15 protein-coding genes are annotated in these 17,598 nt (G+C 61.7%); 10 read left to right on the top strand and 5 right to left on the bottom strand.

Going from position 1 to position 17,598, the window contains the following annotated elements; translation table 11 throughout:
• Positions 1 to 51 precede the first annotated feature (51 nt).
• From LIX93_RS05815 to LIX93_RS05770, 10 genes are all read left to right on the top strand, one after another.
• Positions 52 to 1,008: a FecR domain-containing protein gene (locus tag LIX93_RS05815; protein ID WP_226503676.1), complete on the top strand. Its 957-nt coding sequence runs from the start codon at positions 52 to 54 to the stop codon at positions 1,006 to 1,008.
• Between the two features lie 169 nt (positions 1,009 to 1,177).
• On the top strand, positions 1,178 to 3,739 hold the full coding sequence (locus LIX93_RS05810) for a TonB-dependent receptor (protein WP_226503064.1): 2,562 nt from the start codon (positions 1,178 to 1,180) through the stop codon (positions 3,737 to 3,739).
• A gap of 152 nt (positions 3,740 to 3,891) precedes the next feature.
• Entirely contained in the window at positions 3,892 to 4,506 is a 615-nt protein-coding gene (locus LIX93_RS05805; protein WP_226503063.1) for a biliverdin-producing heme oxygenase, read from the top strand.
• Positions 4,488 to 4,916 (top strand): YbaN family protein, encoded by a 429-nt coding sequence (locus tag LIX93_RS05800; protein WP_226503062.1) that lies wholly within the window; start codon positions 4,488 to 4,490, stop codon positions 4,914 to 4,916. Before LIX93_RS05805 ends, LIX93_RS05800 begins: the two co-directional genes overlap by 19 nt.
• 69 nt (positions 4,917 to 4,985) lie before the next feature.
• A complete protein-coding gene (locus LIX93_RS05795; RefSeq protein ID WP_226503061.1) occupies positions 4,986 to 5,339 on the top strand; it encodes a DUF5064 family protein in 354 nt (117 codons plus the stop codon).
• A 203-nt stretch (positions 5,340 to 5,542) separates the two neighbouring features.
• Positions 5,543 to 7,051: a sigma-54-dependent transcriptional regulator gene (locus LIX93_RS05790; RefSeq protein WP_226503060.1), complete on the top strand. Its 1,509-nt coding sequence runs from the start codon at positions 5,543 to 5,545 to the stop codon at positions 7,049 to 7,051.
• A 296-nt stretch (positions 7,052 to 7,347) separates the two neighbouring features.
• Positions 7,348 to 7,725, top strand: a complete 378-nt coding sequence (gene gcvH / locus LIX93_RS05785) for a glycine cleavage system protein GcvH (RefSeq protein WP_226503059.1) — start codon at positions 7,348 to 7,350, stop codon at positions 7,723 to 7,725.
• A 10-nt stretch (positions 7,726 to 7,735) separates the two neighbouring features.
• Positions 7,736 to 10,597, top strand: a complete 2,862-nt coding sequence (gene gcvP, locus LIX93_RS05780; protein WP_226503058.1) for an aminomethyl-transferring glycine dehydrogenase — start codon at positions 7,736 to 7,738, stop codon at positions 10,595 to 10,597.
• A 200-nt stretch (positions 10,598 to 10,797) separates the two neighbouring features.
• A complete protein-coding gene (gene gcvT / locus LIX93_RS05775) occupies positions 10,798 to 11,922 on the top strand; it encodes a glycine cleavage system aminomethyltransferase GcvT (RefSeq protein ID WP_226503057.1) in 1,125 nt (374 codons plus the stop codon).
• Positions 11,923 to 12,345: 423 nt separating this feature from the next.
• Positions 12,346 to 12,558 carry a cold-shock protein gene (locus tag LIX93_RS05770; RefSeq protein ID WP_226503056.1) on the top strand — a complete coding sequence of 71 codons (213 nt, stop codon included), beginning with the start codon at positions 12,346 to 12,348 and terminating at the stop codon, positions 12,556 to 12,558.
• 64 nt (positions 12,559 to 12,622) lie between these two features.
• On the opposite strand, the gene LIX93_RS05765 is transcribed toward LIX93_RS05770, so the two are convergent.
• From LIX93_RS05765 to tssF, 5 genes are read right to left on the bottom strand one after another with little or no spacing between them, the layout of a single operon-like run.
• Positions 12,623 to 13,768 carry a type VI secretion system ImpA family N-terminal domain-containing protein gene (locus tag LIX93_RS05765; RefSeq protein ID WP_226503055.1) on the bottom strand — a complete coding sequence of 382 codons (1,146 nt, stop codon included), beginning with the start codon at positions 13,766 to 13,768 and terminating at the stop codon, positions 12,623 to 12,625.
• Positions 13,769 to 13,791: 23 nt separating this feature from the next.
• Complete coding sequence (gene tssE / locus LIX93_RS05760) at positions 13,792 to 14,232, bottom strand: type VI secretion system baseplate subunit TssE (RefSeq protein ID WP_226503054.1); 441 nt, start codon at positions 14,230 to 14,232, stop codon at positions 13,792 to 13,794.
• A gap of 3 nt (positions 14,233 to 14,235) precedes the next feature.
• Positions 14,236 to 14,772 (bottom strand): type VI secretion system lipoprotein TssJ, encoded by a 537-nt coding sequence (tssJ, locus tag LIX93_RS05755; RefSeq protein WP_226503053.1) that lies wholly within the window; start codon positions 14,770 to 14,772, stop codon positions 14,236 to 14,238.
• On the bottom strand, positions 14,753 to 15,850 hold the full coding sequence (gene tssG / locus LIX93_RS05750; protein WP_226503052.1) for a type VI secretion system baseplate subunit TssG: 1,098 nt from the start codon (positions 15,848 to 15,850) through the stop codon (positions 14,753 to 14,755). The genes tssJ and tssG overlap by 20 nt, the downstream gene beginning before the upstream one ends.
• Positions 15,814 to 17,583, bottom strand: coding sequence for a type VI secretion system baseplate subunit TssF (gene tssF / locus LIX93_RS05745; RefSeq protein ID WP_226503675.1), 1,770 nt, complete (start codon positions 17,581 to 17,583; stop codon positions 15,814 to 15,816). The genes tssG and tssF overlap by 37 nt, the downstream gene beginning before the upstream one ends.
• Positions 17,584 to 17,598 lie beyond the last annotated feature (15 nt).

Here is a 17,598-nt window from a genome sequence, read left to right as displayed (position 1 = left end):
ATCTGATCTGGCACTCGCTGCCGAGGAACCGTCTTGATTGATCCTGACACCCTGCCCGCGTCTGGGGCAGCCACCCACACCTGCAGTGGCGAGCTGGATCCGGCCGTCGATCAAGCGCTGGACTGGCTGATCCGCCTCGAAAGCCCCAGCGCTGAAGAGTGCGTGGCTTTCGATGCCTGGCTAGTGGCCGCGCCCGAACATGCGGCCGCGTTCGCCAAAGCCGCCGCGTTATGGCAGGGGCCATCAGTGCGCCAGGCGGCGGAGATCTTACAGACGCGGCGCACGCCACACCTGCCTCGGCGCCTGGCGGCTTACTGGAAACCCTTGGCGACAGCGGCCGTGCTGGTAGTCGGCATATTGAGCTTCAGCAATCTGCCGATGCGCCTGCAAGCCGATCATCTGACCCAGGTGGGCGAGCGTCAGCGGCTGGAACTGCCGGACGGCTCCAAGGTGCTGCTCAACACCCATTCGGCCATCGCCTCGACTTTCGATATCGATCACCACCGCACCCGACTGCTGCAAGGCGAGGCGTTCTTCGAAGTCAATGGCAACCCGGCGTTGCCGCTGGAGGTCCAGGCCGGCCCGGTGCTGGCCAGCGTGCATGACACCGCGTTCGCGGTGAGCTACCTGGACGGTGAGGCCCAGGTCAAGGTGCAGCGCGGCAATGTCGACTTGCAAGCCAACGATACCCAAAGCCTGCGCCTGAGCGCCGGTGACAGTATCCGCATCGGCCCCCAGGGCTTCGCTCGGCGCGAACACATGGACCCGGCGGTTGACCTGGCCTGGGTGCAAGGCCGCCTGGTGTTCGAAGACCGCCCGTTGGGCGAGGTGCTGACCGAGTTGCGCCGCTATTACCCTGGCTGGATCGTCAGCCGCAATGCCCAGCTGGACGCCCTGAAGGTCACCGGCAACTATCGCCTGGATCAACCGCGGGATGTGTTGCGTTCGCTAGCGCATGTGACCTCGGCCAGGCTGCAGGAGTATCCGGGGTTGGTGATTCTCAACTGACATTTGCCGCGCCTGTGCTTGCCCGCGAAGACTCATCAGCACCACTGCACAACTCCAGCCACGCCAATTATTTTTACGCAATCGTTTCCCTGGCACGTCTAGTCTTAGTCGATGCAATTGATTCCCATTCGAATCATTCACTATTACCCGTGCCAGGGAACACCTTTTCATGCCATCAGGTTCGTACCACCGCGCTCACACGCTGTCCGTCCTCACCGTCGCCCTGCTCTGCGCCGGCATCGCGCTGCCCGTCATCGCTGCCGATGCTGGTTCGGCTGTGCGCCGGCAGGTCGGTACCTACTCGTTCGCCATCGCCCAGCAGCCCTTGGTCGCCGCGCTGAACAATTTCAGCCAGGTCACCGGCTGGCAAGTGGGCCTGCCAGCGGAACTGGCACAGGGGGTCTCCTCACCCGGCGTCAAGGGTGCCTTGACGCCCGACAAGGCGCTCGAACGCCTGCTGCTGGGCACCGGCCTCAGCTATCGCAAGCTGGGTGACACCAACATCGTGCTGGAGCGCAGCCGCAGCTCGGCCCTGGCGTTGCAGGAGATCACGGTGAGTGCGACGCGTCAGGCTGAGGACGTCAGCAAGGTGCCCGCCACCGTCACCGTGCACACCCGCGAGGCGCTGGACCGCCAGAACGTCAACGACATTCGTGACCTGGTGCGCTATGAGCCGGGCGTTTCGGTCGGGGGCGCAGGCAACCGCGCGGGTACCACCGGCTACAACATCCGCGGCATCGATGGCAACCGCATCCTCACTCAGGTGGACGGCGTCGAAGTTCCCGACAGCTTTTTCAACGGCCCTTACGCTCAGACCGAGCGCAACTACGTCGATCCGGAAATCATCAAGCGCGTGGAGATCCTGCGCGGCCCCGCCTCGGTGTTATACGGCAGCAGTGCCATTGGCGGCGCGGTCAGCTACTTCACCCTCGACCCCGAGGACATCATCAAGCCGGGCCAGGACTACGGCGCACGCCTGAAGACCGGCTACAGCTCCAAGGATGACAGCTGGTTGAAGTCCGGCACATTTGCCGGGCGCAGCGGTGACTTCGATGGGCTCTTGCATTTCAGCCAGCGCGATGGCCATGAGACCGAGTCCTATGGCGAACATGGCGGTACCGGCCTGAACCGTACCGAGGCGAATCCTGAAGACGCGCGCAAGACCAACGTGCTGGCCAAGGTGGGCTGGAACTACGCCGATGAAAGCCGGCTGGCGTTCACTTACGAGAAGTACAAGAGTGATGTGGATACCAACCAGTTGAGTGCCGTGGGCGGGCCGTTCCAGGCCAACGGAACCGGCCTGGGCATGTACCGCACTCGACAGGGCAGCGACACGATCAGTCGCGAACGCTTTGGCGTCACTCACGACTTCGCCCTGGATTCCGCCGTGGCTGACCACATCAAATGGAGCTTCAACTACCAGTTGGCCAAGACCGATCAGCGCACCGAGGAAATCTATTTCCCATTCGCCTACACCGTGCTGCGTACCCGCGACACGGTTTACCAGGAGCGCCAATGGGTCCTCGACGCCCAGGCTGACAAGGCCTTGCGCATCGGCGACAGCGACCATCTGCTGACCTACGGCACTCATTTCAAGCGTCAGAAAGTCACTGGCTCGCGCAGCGGGACCGCCACCTGCCTGACCGCAACAGGAGCGTGCCGCGCCGTGGGCGTCGGCGGCTCATTGGCGACCTCGGCGCTCGCTAAGGTCAGCGACTTCCCGGATCCAATCGTCGATACCTACGCGCTGTTCGCTCAGGACCAGATCAGCTGGAACCAGTGGACCTTCACTCCGGGCCTGCGCTACAGCTACACCAGCCTCAAGCCACATGGGACCGATGCCTTCCTGGCATCGGTGGCAGCCGATCCCGACGACGTCTTCGACGACTCGACCAGAAACTGGCACAAGTTCACACCCAGCTTCGGCGTGACCTACGCGTTCGACGAGCATTACACCTGGTATGGCCAGTATGCCGAAGGCTTCCGCACACCCTCGGCAAAGTCCTTGTATGGCCGCTTTGAAAACACGGCGACCGGCTACATCGTCAAACCCAACCCGGGGCTCAAGCCGGAAGAAAGCCGCAGCTATGAAACCGGCTTGCGGGGCAGCTTTGACGCTGGCTCGTTCGACCTGGCAGTGTTCTATAACCAGTACAAAAACTTCATCGACGAAGACAATGTCACCAACGGCGCCGAAGAGCTGACGTTCCAGGCGAACAACGTCAAGCACGCAGTCATCAAAGGGGCCGAGTTGAAGGGCCGCCTCGACCTCGACCGCTTCGGCGCACCACAAGGCCTGTACGCCAGAGGTTCGATGGCCTATCTGTGGGGGGAAAATCAGGACACGGGCGAGCCACTGAACACCGTAAATCCGTTCACCACGGTGATGGGCCTGGGCTACAGCCAGCCCAAATACGGCGGCGAGCTGGCCTGGACGCTGGTCAAGCGCAAAACCCGCGTCGACGACAGCACGTTCTACGCTCCGGATGGCGCCAACAAATTCCATCCACCAGGTTACGGCGTGGTCGATCTGACCGGCTTTTACAAGCTCACCTCGGATCTGACTGTGAGTGGCGGGATCTATAACCTTGCCAACAAGAAATACTGGCAGTGGGACGATGTCCGTGGCTACGACGGCGTCGGCGAAGCCGGCGTACTGGCCCCCGCCAATATCGAGCGCCTCAGCGAACCCGGCCGCAACTTCGCAATCAATCTGGTCTGGGACCTCTGATTCGTGGCACTGTACCGCGAGCACCGATGGCTCGCGGTACAGGCTGCCCTCTGCCATGCCAGCCGAAGGCAACATTTCCCGCTATTTTTACCGAGAGCGGCGCCTCATTCGTCTGGTTAATACAGCACCGCCATTTTTCCAAGGATTCGACCATGACTGTCATCGAACAGGCCCAAAACGCCACTCCTCTGCGCTCGGCGCGCCTGCGTGCACTGAGTCACAGCCTGCACGACGAGCTCGAGCAGGTCGTCGCCGGCTATGCCCCCTTCGACAGCGTCGAAAGCTACGGCCATTTCGTGCAGATGCAGTACCTGTTCCAGGCCGAACTGCAGCATCTGTACAACGATCCGGCGCTGGTCGCGCTGTTCCCCGACCTGCCCGAGCGCTGTCGCGCCGATGCCGCCAAGGCCGACCTTGCCGATCTTGGCTTGCCAGTGCCGGCACCACTGCCGAGCGCTCTGAACCACCCCAGCCAGGCCACCGCGCTTACCTGGATTCGTGTCTCGGAAGGGTCTAAACTCGGCGCCGCCATCCTGATCAAGCGTGCCAATGCCCTCGGTTTCACCGAAGCGTTCGGTGCCCGTCACTTGGCCGAACCCGAAGGCGGCCGTGCCAAGGGCTGGAAAGCGTTCAACGCGGTGTTCGACGCGCTGGCGTTCAGCGAGGCCGCAGAAGCCGAAGCCGATCAAGCCGCACTCGACGCCTTTTCCCGCCTGCACGTACTGTTGCAATACACCTACGCCGCCGAATGCAACGTCTCGGCGTGATCAACCTGGACTCCATGGACAACCCTAGGCCGCCCCGCTCCAAGATCGCTCGTGTGCTGTATGGCGTACTGGCCTACACAAGCCTGACCATCGGCCTGATCGCCATCGTCATCCCCGGCTTGCCGACGACCGAGTTCGTCCTCCTGGCCGCCTGGGCCGCGACCCGCAGCTCGCCGGCCTTGAGCGCTTGGCTGGAGAACCATCGGCTGTTTGGTCCGATCATCACCAACTGGCGCGATGGCAAGATCATCACGCGCAAGGCCAAGGTCAGCGCCACCGTGAGCATGCTGATCTGCAGCGTGGTGATGTGGCTGACCCTCAAGCACCTGTGGTTCCTCTATGCGGCCATTGGCGGCATGGTGCTGGTCAATCTGTGGATCTGGTCGCGGCCCGAAGAACGCCGCAGCTGATCGCCGTGCTGAACCACAGCCTTCGGCAAGGGTCTATCCTGCACGCATCAGCCCAGGAGAACCCTTCCCATGTTCGAACCCGGTCATCTGCACCTCCAGCACGCCAAGCTGCTTCCTGACGAAGTCGGCTATGACATCCACCTCAAGTACGAAGTGCGCACCGACGCCGAGCGCGGCGCGTTGATGCACTTCGACATCAGCGGCCAGATCGACGGCAAGGGGTTCGAAGACCAATTCGACCTGCCTCAGGACATGGCCTGCAATTTCGCCAGCAATGCCGAACGCATCGCCCACAAACACGGGCTGCCCAAGGCCAAGGTGCTGCCGATAGCGGTGCACAAGCAATACGATGCGATGTTCGAGGATGTGCGCAGCAAACTTGGTCGACATTCGGGTGATCCGGTGAATACCGAGCGTGTCTGAGAGTGGCGTCGCTGCGGCCAGTCTCTTCGCGAGCAAGCGTTGCTCCCACAGTGCAAACAGATCCTGAAACGGGTGGGAGCAAGGCTGGGCTCCGAAGGGCCAGTGCGGTTTGCATAATGCCCTGTTGAATCACAGCTATTTTCCAATACTCACCCCGCCAAGGCATACTGCCCGTCCCTGCTGTCCAGAACCTCTGCTAGCCCATGCGCATCCACGTCAGCTTCATCGACCGAGTCGGTATCACCCAGGAAGTACTGGCGTTACTTGGGGCTCGCAACCTCAACCTGGATGCCGTGGAGATGGTCCCGCCGAATGTCTATATCGACGCGCCAACCCTGAGCCCCCAAGTGCTCGAGGAGCTTCACCATGCCTTGCTCAGCGTGCGCGGTGTGCAGGCGGTGACGGTGGTCGATATGCTGCCGGGCCAGCGTCGTCACCTGCAACTCGAAGCCCTGCTGGCGGCCATGGCCGATCCGGTATTGGCGCTGGACAGCGCCGGGCGCGTGCTGCTGGCCAATCCGGCGTTGATCGCGCTCTATGGCCGCGACCCGCGCGATGAATTCCTCGGCCAGTTGCTGGGCGACAATGAACTGCTGGCTATCCTGATCGAGCAAGGCTTTCGGCTGCCGCTGCGCGAAGTGCTGATCAATGGCCAGACGCTGCTGCTCGATGCCACGCCGATCACCGACGCTGGTGCTTTGGTGACCCTCTACCCACCTAATCGCATGGGCGAACGCCTGGCCGCGCTGCACCATGATCATGCCGAAGGCTTCGACTCGCTGCTGGGCGAATCACCGCCCATCCGTACCCTCAAGACCCGCGCGCTGCGCGTGGCGGCCCTTGATGCGCCATTGCTGATCCAAGGCGAGACCGGTACCGGCAAGGAACTGGTCGCCCGCGGCTGCCATGCCATCAGCGCACGCCACAGCTCGCCGTTCCTGGCGCTCAACTGCGCGGCGCTGCCGGAAAATCTCGCCGAGAGCGAGCTGTTCGGCTATGCCCCCGGCGCCTTTACCGGCGCTCAGCGGGGCGGCAAGCCGGGGCTGATGGAGCTGGCCAACCAGGGCACGGTGTTTCTCGACGAGATCGGCGAAATGTCGCCCTACCTGCAAGCCAAGCTCCTGCGCTTCCTCAATGACGGCAGCTTCCGGCGAGTCGGCGGCGACCGCGAGGTCAAGGTCGACGTGCGCATCCTCAGCGCCACCCATCGCAACCTGCAAAAGATGGTCGCCGAAGGCACCTTTCGCGAAGACCTCTACTACCGCCTCAACGTGCTGTCACTGGAGGTACCGCCGCTGCGTGAACGCGGCCAGGACATCCTGATGCTGGCGCGCTATTTCATGCAGCAGGCTTGCACCCAGATCCAGCGGCCGCTGTGCCGCCTGGCGCCGGGCACCTATCCCGCGCTACTGGGCAACCGCTGGCCGGGCAACGTGCGTCAGTTGCAAAACGTCATCTTCCGCGCGGCAGCCATCTGCGAGAGCACCTTGGTGGACATCGGCGACCTGGACATCGCCGGCACCTCGGTCGCGCGTCAGAGCGATATCGAGATCGACAGCCTGGAGCAGGCCGTGGAAGGCTTCGAGAAAGCGCTGCTGGAGAAGCTCTACGTCAACTACCCCTCCACTCGGCAGTTGGCGGCGCGATTGCAGACTTCCCATACGGCGATTGCGCATCGGTTGCGCAAGTACGGGCTTTACAAGGATGCCTAGTGCGGCATCCGGCCCGGAACGAATTCGTTACATCGTATCGAAATCATTCCAACAGCCTCACAAGGCCCGCCGGTAAGGCGCTGAATAGTCGCCAGTTTATAAATCCCCTTCTACCGTATCGATTTCGTTCCAGCCTGCCCTGCTCTGTCAGTCGCCAAAACGCCCCCGACCCCGCTGTTTCCGACACCCGCACCCACTTGGCAACAAACTTGCAAACAATGCTCCCAGATCAGCCCGAGCACGCCCGGGCCACCTTTGCATTGGCCAGCCCATAGCGCTGCCCCTGAGGAGTTTGAATGAGCGAGTTGCGTTTTACCGTGGAGCACGAATGGCTGCGTCTGGAAGCCGATGGCAGCGTCACCGTCGGCATTACCGCCTTCGCCCAGAACGCCTTGGGCGACGTGGTTTTCGTGCAGCTCCCGGACCTGGCCAGTTATAGCCAGCACGCCGAAGTCTCGGTGGTGGAATCGGTCAAGGCCGCCAGCAGCATCAACATGCCCCTGGACGGCGAAGTGGTCGAGGTCAACAGCGCCCTGGATGCCACCCCGGAGCTGGTCAACGACGCGCCGCTGGGCGATGGCTGGTTCTTCCGTTTCGTACCGGCCGACGCCGGTCAACTCGATACGCTGCTCGATCAGCTAGCCTATGACAACTTGATCAGCGCCCAAGGCTAAGGAATCCGTCATGACCCTGCGCACGCCTCTGAACACCGCCAACGAATTCATCGCCCGTCACATCGGCCCGCGCGCCGAGGACGAACAGGCCATGCTCGCCACCCTCGGCTTCGATTCGCTGCAGGCCTTGAGCGCCAGCGTGATCCCGGAATCGATCAAGGGCACCAGCGTGCTGGAGCTGTCCGAAGGCCAGAGCGAGGCTCAAGCCCTTGCCGCTATCAAGGCCATCGCCGGCCACAACCAACTGTTCAAGACCTACATCGGCCAGGGCTACTACAACTGCCACACGCCGGCGCCGATCTTGCGCAACCTGCTGGAAAACCCAGCCTGGTACACCGCCTACACGCCTTACCAGCCGGAGATTTCCCAAGGCCGTCTCGAAGCGCTGCTCAACTTCCAGACCCTGATCAGCGACCTCAGCGGCCTGCCGATCTCCAACGCGTCCCTGCTCGACGAAGCCACCGCCGCCGCCGAAGCCATGACCTTCTGCAAGCGCTTGAGCAAAAACAAACAGGGCCGTGCGTTCTTCGCTTCGCAGCATTGCCACCCGCAAACGCTGGACGTGCTGCGTACCCGCGCCGAACCCTTGGGTATCGAAGTGGTGGTGGCCGACGAACAGCAACTCGGTGATCTGAGCGACTATTTCGGCGCCCTGCTGCAGTACCCTGCCACCAACGGCGACGTGTACGACTACACCGCCCTGATCCAGCGCTTTCACGACGCCAACGCGCTGGTCGCCGTGGCGGCCGATCTGCTGGCCCTGACCTTGCTGACTCCGCCCGGCGAATTCGGTGCCGACGTGGCCCTGGGCAGCGCCCAGCGTTTCGGCGTGCCGTTGGGCTTTGGTGGCCCGCACGCCGCCTACTTCGCCACCCGCGACGCGTTCAAGCGCGACATGCCCGGGCGCTTGGTGGGAGTGTCCATCGACCGCCACGGCAAGACCGCCCTGCGCCTGGCCATGCAGACCCGCGAGCAGCACATCCGCCGCGAAAAGGCCACCAGCAACATCTGCACCGCCCAGGTGTTGCTGGCCAACATCGCCAGCACCTACGCCGTGTATCACGGCCCGGCAGGCCTGCAGCAGATCGCCCGCCGCGTCCACGGCCTGACCGCAGTGCTGGCCCAGGGCCTGAGCGCGCTGGGCGTGCACGCCGAGCAGGAATACTTCTTCGACACCCTGACTTTCGCCACCGGCGATGCCACTGCCGCGCTGCATGCAAAAGCCACCGCGGCCGGCATCAATCTGCGGATCATCGACGCGGCTCGTCTGGGCCTGTCGCTGGACGAAACCACCACCCAGGCCGATGTACAGGCGCTGTGGCAGGTGTTTGCCGACGGCCAGGGGCTACCTGACTTCGACGCGCTGGCGCAGAGCTACAGTGATCGCCTGCCTGCCGCGCTGGTGCGCCAGTCGGCCATCCTCAGCCATGAAGTGTTCAACCGCTACCATTCCGAAACCGAGCTGATGCGCTACCTGCGCCGCCTGGCCGACAAGGACCTGGCGCTGGACCGCACCATGATCCCCCTGGGTTCGTGCACCATGAAGCTCAATGCCGCCAGCGAGATGATCCCGATCACCTGGCCGGAGTTCGGTAGCCTGCACCCGTTCGCTCCCGCCGAACAAAGCCAGGGCTACCAGATGCTCACCGACGAGCTGGAGGCCATGCTCTGCGCCGCCACCGGCTATGACGCTGTGTCGCTGCAGCCCAACGCTGGCTCACAAGGTGAGTACGCCGGCTTGCTGGCCATTCGTGCCTACCACCTGAGCCGCGGCGACGAGCGCCGTGACGTGTGCCTGATCCCGTCATCGGCCCATGGTACCAACCCCGCTACCGCCAACATGGCCGGGATGCGTGTGGTGGTCACCGCGTGTGACGCCCGCGGCAACGTCGATATCGAAGACCTGCGCGCCAAGGCCGTGCAGCACCGCGACCAGCTCGCCGCACTGATGATCACCTACCCGTCGACCCACGGCGTGTTCGAAGAAGGCATCCGCGAGATCTGCGCCATCGTGCATGACAACGGCGGCCAGGTGTACATCGACGGCGCCAACATGAACGCCATGGTCGGCCTGTGCGCACCCGGCAAGTTCGGTGGCGACGTCTCGCACCTCAACTTGCACAAGACCTTCTGCATCCCCCACGGCGGTGGCGGCCCGGGCGTCGGCCCGATCGGCGTCAAGTCACACCTGGCGCCGTTCCTGCCCGGCCATGCGAGCATGGCGCGCAAGGAAGGCGCGGTGTGCGCGGCGCCATTCGGCAGCGCCAGCATCCTGCCGATCACCTGGATGTACATCCGCATGATGGGCGGCGCCGGCCTTCAGCGCGCTTCGCAGCTGGCGATCCTCAACGCCAACTACATCGCCCGCCGGCTGGAGACCCACTACCCGGTGCTGTACAGCGGCAGCAACGGCCTGGTGGCGCACGAATGCATCCTCGATCTGCGGCCGTTGAAGGACAGCAGCGGCATCAGCGTCGATGACGTCGCCAAGCGCCTGATCGACTTCGGCTTCCACGCCCCGACCATGTCGTTCCCGGTGGCCGGCACCTTGATGATCGAGCCGACCGAAAGCGAATCCCGCGCCGAGCTCGATCGCTTCTGCGACGCCATGATCTGCATCCGTGAAGAGATCCGCGCGGTGGAAAACGGCAGCCTCGACAGCGAAGACAACCCGTTGAAGAACGCGCCGCACACCGCCGAGGAAATCGTCGGCGAGTGGACCCACCCCTACAGTCGCGAACAGGCCGTGTACCCAGTGCGCTCGCTAGTGCAGAGCAAGTACTGGCCGCCGGTGGGCCGCGTCGACAACGTCTTCGGCGACCGCAATCTGGTGTGCGCCTGCCCTTCGATCGAGGCGTATCAAGAGGCATAACTTCACGCACATTCCCTTGTGGGGATTCTATGGTTTTGGGCAGGCAGCACCGGCCTCTTCGCGGGCAAGCCTTGCTCCCACAGGTGTACGACCCGCGCTGTAGGAGCAAGGCTTGCCCGCGAAGACGCCGGGATAGCTGGCGCGAAACCATAGAATTCTCACCGAGCGCGGGCCTGCCCAATTTTCAAGGAACCATCTCCATGTCCACCGAATCCCTGCAACACACTCCCCTGCACGCCTTGCACCTCGAACTGGGCGCGCGCATGGTGCCGTTCGCCGGTTATGACATGCCCGTGCAATACCCGCTGGGCGTCATGAAGGAACACCTGCACAGCCGCGAACAGGCTGGCCTGTTCGACGTCTCGCACATGGGCCAGATTCGCCTGACCGGCGCCAACGCCGCCAAGGCCCTCGAAGCGCTGGTACCGGTGGACATCATCGACCTGCCCGTGGGCATGCAGCGCTATGCGATGTTCACCAATCCTCAGGGTGGCATCCTCGATGACCTGATGGTCGCCAACCTGGGTGATGACCAGCTGTTTCTGGTGGTCAACGCCGCCTGCAAGGACCAAGACCTGGCCCATCTGCGCGCGCACCTGGGCGATCAGTGCACCGTCGAGCCACTGTTTGAACAGCGCGCCCTGCTGGCGCTGCAAGGCCCGGCCGCCGTTACCGTGCTGGCGCGCCTGGCCCCTGGCGTGGCGACCATGACCTTCATGCAGTTCGCTGCCGTCAGCATCGATGGCAGCGACTGCTACGTCAGTCGCTCCGGTTACACCGGTGAAGATGGCTTCGAAATCTCCGTACCCGCCGAACGCGCCGAAGCCTTGGCCCGCCGCCTGCTGGCCGAGCCGGAGGTCGCCGCGATCGGCCTCGGCGCCCGCGACTCGCTGCGCCTGGAGGCCGGGCTGTGCCTGTATGGCCATGACATGAACAGCGAAACCACGCCCATCGAAGCCAGCCTGTTGTGGGCCATTTCCAAGGCCCGCCGCAGCGATGGTGCGCGGGCGGGAGGCTTCCCGGGTGCCGAAGTGATCTTCGCCCAACAGCGCGATGGCATCGCCCGCAAGCGCGTAGGCCTGCTGCCGCAAGAGCGTACGCCAGTGCGTGAAGGCGCCGAGGTGGTAGATGCCGAGGGCAAGGTAGTGGGCAGTGTGTGCAGCGGCGGCTTCGGTCCGACCTTGGGCGCGCCGGTGGCCATGGCCTATGTCGATATAGCTCACAGTGTGCTGGACAGCGACTTGTGGGCCGTGGTGCGCGGCAAGCGCGTCGCGGTCAAGGTCAGCAAGATGCCCTTCGTTGTTCAGCGTTATTACCGCGGCTAGGCACTTCGCAGGTGGGCGACCTCGCCGGTCGTGCACCCTGCTTGCGGACCAGACAACCTTCGCCTCAAAACTTTTATTCGCACTAACAAGGGCTTAGAGGAACTGTCTCGATTCAATATCGAAACTCACTGTACGGAATCGAAAAAGACCGAACAGCGGCTAATGGCGAGAGGTAATTAACCGCGAATAAAAAGGTGCTGAAAAGCGCTAAAAGCACGGTCTGGCAGGCTTGTTTTTGTCACAGGAGTTGTCGTAGAGTCTAGCGACTGTGTTTGCATGGGTCTCTATAGTACGTGGCCTGGGCAGTAGCTCTGAGCATTGCTACAATCCCCGTTCGACGGCGCTAAACTTTCCCGCAACCAGCCAAGTACTCTTTCATTTGGAAGAAGCTGTCACTAATTCTGTTTCAAGGGAAATAAAGCTATGTCGACTCGTCAGAGCGGTACCGTCAAGTGGTTTAACGACGAAAAGGGTTTTGGTTTTATCACTCCAGAGAGCGGTCCGGATCTGTTCGTACATTTCCGCGCAATCCAGGGTAACGGCTTCAAGAGCCTGAAAGAAGGCCAGAAAGTGAGCTTCGTTGCAGTGCAAGGCCAAAAAGGCATGCAGGCTGACGAAGTTCAAGCCGAAGACTGATTCGCGCGTGACGAAAAAGCCCTCGCCGGTAATCGGTGAGGGCTTTTTCATGTCTGTTACGCCTTCATCGAATCGGTCCGCCGACCTGCACGCTCGGCTCGCCACAAACACCCGCTTGCGGCACAAGACTGATGTCCACTCGCCGGTTGGCGGCTCGCCCCGCCGCCGTATGGTTGCTGATGATCGGCTGAGTACCGGCAGCACCTTGCACAACGAAACAATCGTCTGGAATGTCACCCATACGCTGCATCCAATTGCGCACCGCGCGAGCGCGCGCGTATGACAGCTGAAGATTCTGATTCTCGTCGCCTGTGGTGTCGGAGTGCCCGACGATCTGGATCAGCCAGCCCGGCTGAGCCTTGACGTTGACCAGCGAGTTGATCAGCACCTTGGTCGAGCCTGGCTTGAGTTCACTGCTGCCGGCATCGAACAGCGACAGACTGTCCAGACGCACCGGCTCAAGAGACCTGTGAGGTGGTTGAGCCCCGGCGAATGAATGCCACCACCAAGCCCCGCCGGCCAGTACGAAGATGACGATCAGCGCAAACAGCCATAGCGCGATACGGCGCTTGCGCTTTGAACCATCAGGTGGCATTTCAGGCATCTGGGGCGCTGGCAGTAAGACCACCGGCATTACGAACGCCGGTTCCCGGCCCCGGGTAGGCATAGGCAATCTATCGGCCGAAGCACCGTTACGCGCCACTCGGCCCATCAATCCACCGATCTGATGACGCAGCGCCTGTAGCGTAACCAGAGGAACCTGCCGCTGGCGCGCCAACTGCGTAGCCAGCCGCTCCAGCTCAGTGTCCAAACGTGAGAGCGCGGGTAATGTCCATGTATCAACCTCCAAGCGCCTCAGCAAAGGCGGCAACTGGGCGAACAACCAGGCTAGGATGTCCATGCGCAATGACGCCATGGGCGGCCATACATTGGACCACTCGCTGCACAGCGCCTCGATCACCGTCACGCCTTGCGCCATACCTTCCAAACCGTGGCGCTGACAGCGGGCTAATGCAAAGGACGCTGCGGTTTGCAGGTCTGCGCCGTTGTTATGGAACAACGTCAGGCACAGCTGCTCGACCTGAGCCCAGTCGATATCCGGGCATGCCGGATGGCTCAATTTGGCCAACTCCTCGCGCAACGCGGTAAATTCGCCGAAGCCGCGCGGGTCACCGCCGATCCGGATTCGCATTTCAAATAACGCCGTCATCCAGCTTCCTTTCCCTTGCAGGTTTACGACTTGGACAGATAGTTCTGCCGTCTGAGATGACGCACTAACACTTTGCCTTCCGGGGCCAGAGTTGCACCAAAGGTCACCTGCGCTCCGTCTTTGAGTTGTACGTCCAAGGCGTACTCCAAATGACCGGGCTCAGCCTGTGGCAACAGTCCGATATTCACTGCTGCCAGTCGCGGCTCGTACTTGAGCAAGGTATGGGTCAGGGTGCTCATCAACCCATGGGCAGCGGCCGGCAAGCCTTGCAGGATCTGGCCCATGTCCGGTAGGCCGTAGTCCGGTAAATGGCTGAGGGTGCCGGCCCGGCTGTTGAGAATGCGTTGCACGTTGTCCAGCACCGACAAGAGGTGCTGGTCCTCCTCTCGGACGCAGTACAGATCCAGCTCGCCGTCAAAGTTTTGCAGAAGCATTTCGTACAGCGAAGGATTCAACTCGCTCACGACCTACTCCTTCGTCAACGGTTGCAGGGTCAGTCGGCTGTTACCCAGTTCAATGACCCGTGCGCGGTCCGGTTCCAGGTCAATACGGGACAATGTCAGGCGCCAAGTGTTCTCCTGCGTGTCGGGCGTGCGATATAACGCCACCACGGTCACGAACTGCGCGTCTCTGTTCAGCGGCACGTCCATTTGGGCCCCTTCCCCGGGCTTGATCAGCACGGTGTGCTGGTCCAACAGATCAGTACGCAGCAGGTTGTCGGCATTATTCAGCAGATTGTCATAGGTGGCCCTGTCGACGATTTTGTTATCGCGTAACTGATACACCCTCACGAGGGTGGGCACGGACAACCCTGTCATGTTGGTCATGTCGGTGTTCAGCGCCGCTCGGCCGGTAAGGTCCAGATGCAGGGTCTTCACTTGCTTGTAGAAGATCGCTTTGGCGGTAGATGTGCTGGTGTCGGTCACGGTCTGGGTCAAGCCACACCCTCCCAGCAGTGCACTCAACACCGTAAGCTGCAATAGATTAAAAACGATAGGCGACATGCTGTGCTTCTCTGTACTGGGGGTTGCTGTGCAGACCTTGGTATCGGCCCAGGTTGATGGTGATAGTTCGCTGATCGCCGATCTGCCCGACCTCGCTGCCTAGGCCTAGCACGCCGGTCATGCCCAGCAGGACCGGCTGATCGCCCAGCACCGGTTTGGGCAGGCTGTGCATGGGCAGCGTTAACTGCAGTTTTGCGCTGCAGCGCCAGCCCAGGTACACCCGCAGCAGAACCAATAGATCGTTGTGCAACTGATTGCCCGGCAACCAGTCACGGGCCTCAATCGGATCTTCGGTGAACAGTGCCAGGTGCAACTGGCTATTGGCATCCGAGCCCGCGCTGCCTAAAGGCGTGCCCTGGGACAAGCTCACAGGGTGGCTCCTCGACAAACTGGCCGGCTGCGCCAAAGTCACTGTCTGCGGCCAGTGTGGCGTCACTCGGGTCCTGGTATTGGGAGCCAGCAGCTTGACCAACGCCATGATGCCTTCGGCATTGCGCGTCGGCAGGCGCATCACGCTGAGGAGCGCAAGAAAGCGCGATATCGGCGTGGCGATCTGCCGGGCGGTGCCTGGAATGCCCAGGCCAATCAGCCCCAGCAGGCATTGTGAAGTGGCATCGCTACCCCCTGCCTCGAACGTCGCCGGATAGGAGTACTTGCGCCAGATGCGATAGAACTGAGTGAATATTCGGTGGTTGAATATATCGAGGAACGCTTCCAGCGCCTCGTGGCCTTCGCGACGCTGAGCGATATCGTCCAGGAAGGCTGTCGGCATCGGTGAATCGACTCCGTAAAGGCCCAATAGACGAGTACGCACCGTGGCCGGACGTTCAGGATGATCTTCGTCGATCTCTATGGCCTTCAACTCCCCTGCAGGGAAAGCCATGCTGGGATCGGGCCGAAAACGCACCGAGTCATTAGCAGGGTGCGTGGTACTGCCCAAGGGCGGATGGCCGGGTATAGCCTGTTCCAGCAACTGACAGAAACGGTAGAGGTTGGCCTCGGCGACCCGCCCGTCAAGCGCTTCCAGCAATCCCGCGGCCTTCAGCCGGGAATACGCTGACTGTGGTTTTCGTTCCATCGCAGGCACTTTCCAGTAGGTTGCAGGATCAGCGTGAGCTGGTTGAACAAATGAATATCGGCATAGAGGCCAAAGAAGCGATGGAGCATCTCGCCAAACAGGCTGATGTCGCCCTCTCCTGAAAAACCGTTCGCATCCAAGGTGACTTCGATATCCACCCCGCGCAGCAGAAAGCCCCTTTCGAAGCGCTGAACCAGATGATGGCGAACGTCGGCGATGGCCTCCAGGCGACGGCGGTTCAGTTCACTGCCTGTCCAGTCATACAGCGCCAAGGTACCGCGTAGCACTTCGGCGTTATCAAGCATTGGCAAGAAATTCGACCCCAGATGGCTGAGTACCCGCCAATGAAAACGATCACGGTTGGGCGGGTACTGCGGCAAGCTCGGCGCGCACAAATTGCGTACCCGCACACTTACTGGGGTGGCCTGCATCGGGGTATCGAGCAAGGTGCTTTGCAGCGCTTTACGCGGTAGCAATCCATTGGTGCCGGTCAGGCTCAGTGACAAGCTTTCGCTGCCAAGCAGTCGATCCTTGTCAAAGCCATCGCCACCCAGGATCAGCCAGGTGTCGTGCAAGCCTTTCGCCGAGCGCTTCAAACGAGTGTGGAAGTAACGCTCCGGTGCATCGTCGCGCAGCATGCCGCCCTTGTGACGAAAGCTTGTAAATGGGACATAGTCCTGGCGCACGCCACTGCTGGAGGCGGTGACCTGGTCAACCGAATAAATTTCGGTGTGCCCATCCTGTAAACGCATGGGCCGCAGCAGGTAGTCGGTTTGCAGCGAGGCCAAGGCGAGCGGATCGGCCTCCAGCGGGAATAGATTGATTACAGGCACCGCATGTAGAAGAACGTGCTCGCTGCTCACGCTGAATTCTTGCGGCCATGCTTCGCGCAGCACTACGTCCAACTCGAACCAGGAAGTACCTGCGCCAAGGTCCAGTTGTTCCAGACCATAGAGAGTCACGAACATGAATTTTTCGCGGAAGGTGAAGTACTCCAGCAGCAACTGATAGCCGCTGAACGCGCTGTCGCCCTTGGGCCACAAGCGATCTTCGTCGGCAAACCCTTTGGGCGCAAAATGGCCATCCAAACGCTTGCGTTCCTGCTGGCTCGAAGACCGCACATACAGCGCTTGGGTATTCAGGGTCAGCGCTTGATGTAATGCACTGGCCAGCGGCCCATCGGCATTAAGGTACAGCGGCAGGCAGCTGAGATCGGTCTGGCTCCAGTCTGTCAACACACCACAGGCGAAACGCAGGCGCAGCAGCGAGCGGCCGTCTGGCTCGTAGGCCACGCGCACTGACTCCAAGGCCAGCGGTTGCAACCTCACATCCTGGGTGGTGGTGTAACGACAGCGGGTACGTTGGGGGCCAATAGGTTGGGACAGCACTTCAAAGCCTTTGCCGATAGGCTCGCTACCCTTCATCTGCGCCAGTTCGGGCCTCAATTCGATCACGGACAAGGAAGGAATAGTGCGCAAGTAGTGGGGCCACAGCAGGCTGACCAGCCCCTCGGTCAGCTCTGGCAGGTCATCGTCGAGCTTTTCCCGCAAGCGCCCCATCAAGAAGGCAAATCCCTCGAAAAGGCGCTCCACGTACGGGTCTTGTGCGCCCGGTTTATCCAGATTGAGCTGCGCAGCCCGATCCGGAAATGCTTCTGCGAACTCCTTGCCGGCTTCGCGCAGGTAACGCATTTCGGCGTCGAAGTAGCGCAGTGTTAAATTGTCCAAGCTGATAGATTCCTGATGGAT

It is taken from the genome of Pseudomonas sp. MWU16-30317, from assembly GCF_020515695.1.
GTDB lineage: Bacteria > Pseudomonadota > Gammaproteobacteria > Pseudomonadales > Pseudomonadaceae > Aquipseudomonas.
Note: the sequence above shows the minus strand (reverse complement) of the source record. Positions and strands in the feature narration are given on the sequence as shown.

Bases quoted from the DNA above. Each gene is read 5' to 3' on its own strand.
- LIX93_RS05810 (WP_226503064.1), top strand. From the start codon at position 1,178: ATGCCATCAGGTTCGTACCACCGCGCTCACACGCTGTCCGTCCTCACC.
- LIX93_RS05805 (WP_226503063.1), top strand. From the start codon at position 3,892: ATGACTGTCATCGAACAGGCCCAAAACGCCACTCCTCTGCGCTCGGCG.
- LIX93_RS05800 (WP_226503062.1), top strand. From the start codon at position 4,488: ATGCAACGTCTCGGCGTGATCAACCTGGACTCCATGGACAACCCTAGG.
- LIX93_RS05795 (WP_226503061.1), top strand. From the start codon at position 4,986: ATGTTCGAACCCGGTCATCTGCACCTCCAGCACGCCAAGCTGCTTCCT.
- LIX93_RS05790 (WP_226503060.1), top strand. From the start codon at position 5,543: ATGCGCATCCACGTCAGCTTCATCGACCGAGTCGGTATCACCCAGGAA.
- gcvH (WP_226503059.1), top strand. From the start codon at position 7,348: ATGAGCGAGTTGCGTTTTACCGTGGAGCACGAATGGCTGCGTCTGGAA.
- gcvP (WP_226503058.1), top strand. From the start codon at position 7,736: ATGACCCTGCGCACGCCTCTGAACACCGCCAACGAATTCATCGCCCGT.
- gcvT (WP_226503057.1), top strand. From the start codon at position 10,798: ATGTCCACCGAATCCCTGCAACACACTCCCCTGCACGCCTTGCACCTC.
- LIX93_RS05770 (WP_226503056.1), top strand. From the start codon at position 12,346: ATGTCGACTCGTCAGAGCGGTACCGTCAAGTGGTTTAACGACGAAAAG.
- LIX93_RS05765 (WP_226503055.1), bottom strand. From the start codon at position 13,768: ATGACGGCGTTATTTGAAATGCGAATCCGGATCGGCGGTGACCCGCGC.
- tssJ (WP_226503053.1), bottom strand. From the start codon at position 14,772: ATGTCGCCTATCGTTTTTAATCTATTGCAGCTTACGGTGTTGAGTGCA.
- tssG (WP_226503052.1), bottom strand. From the start codon at position 15,850: ATGGAACGAAAACCACAGTCAGCGTATTCCCGGCTGAAGGCCGCGGGA.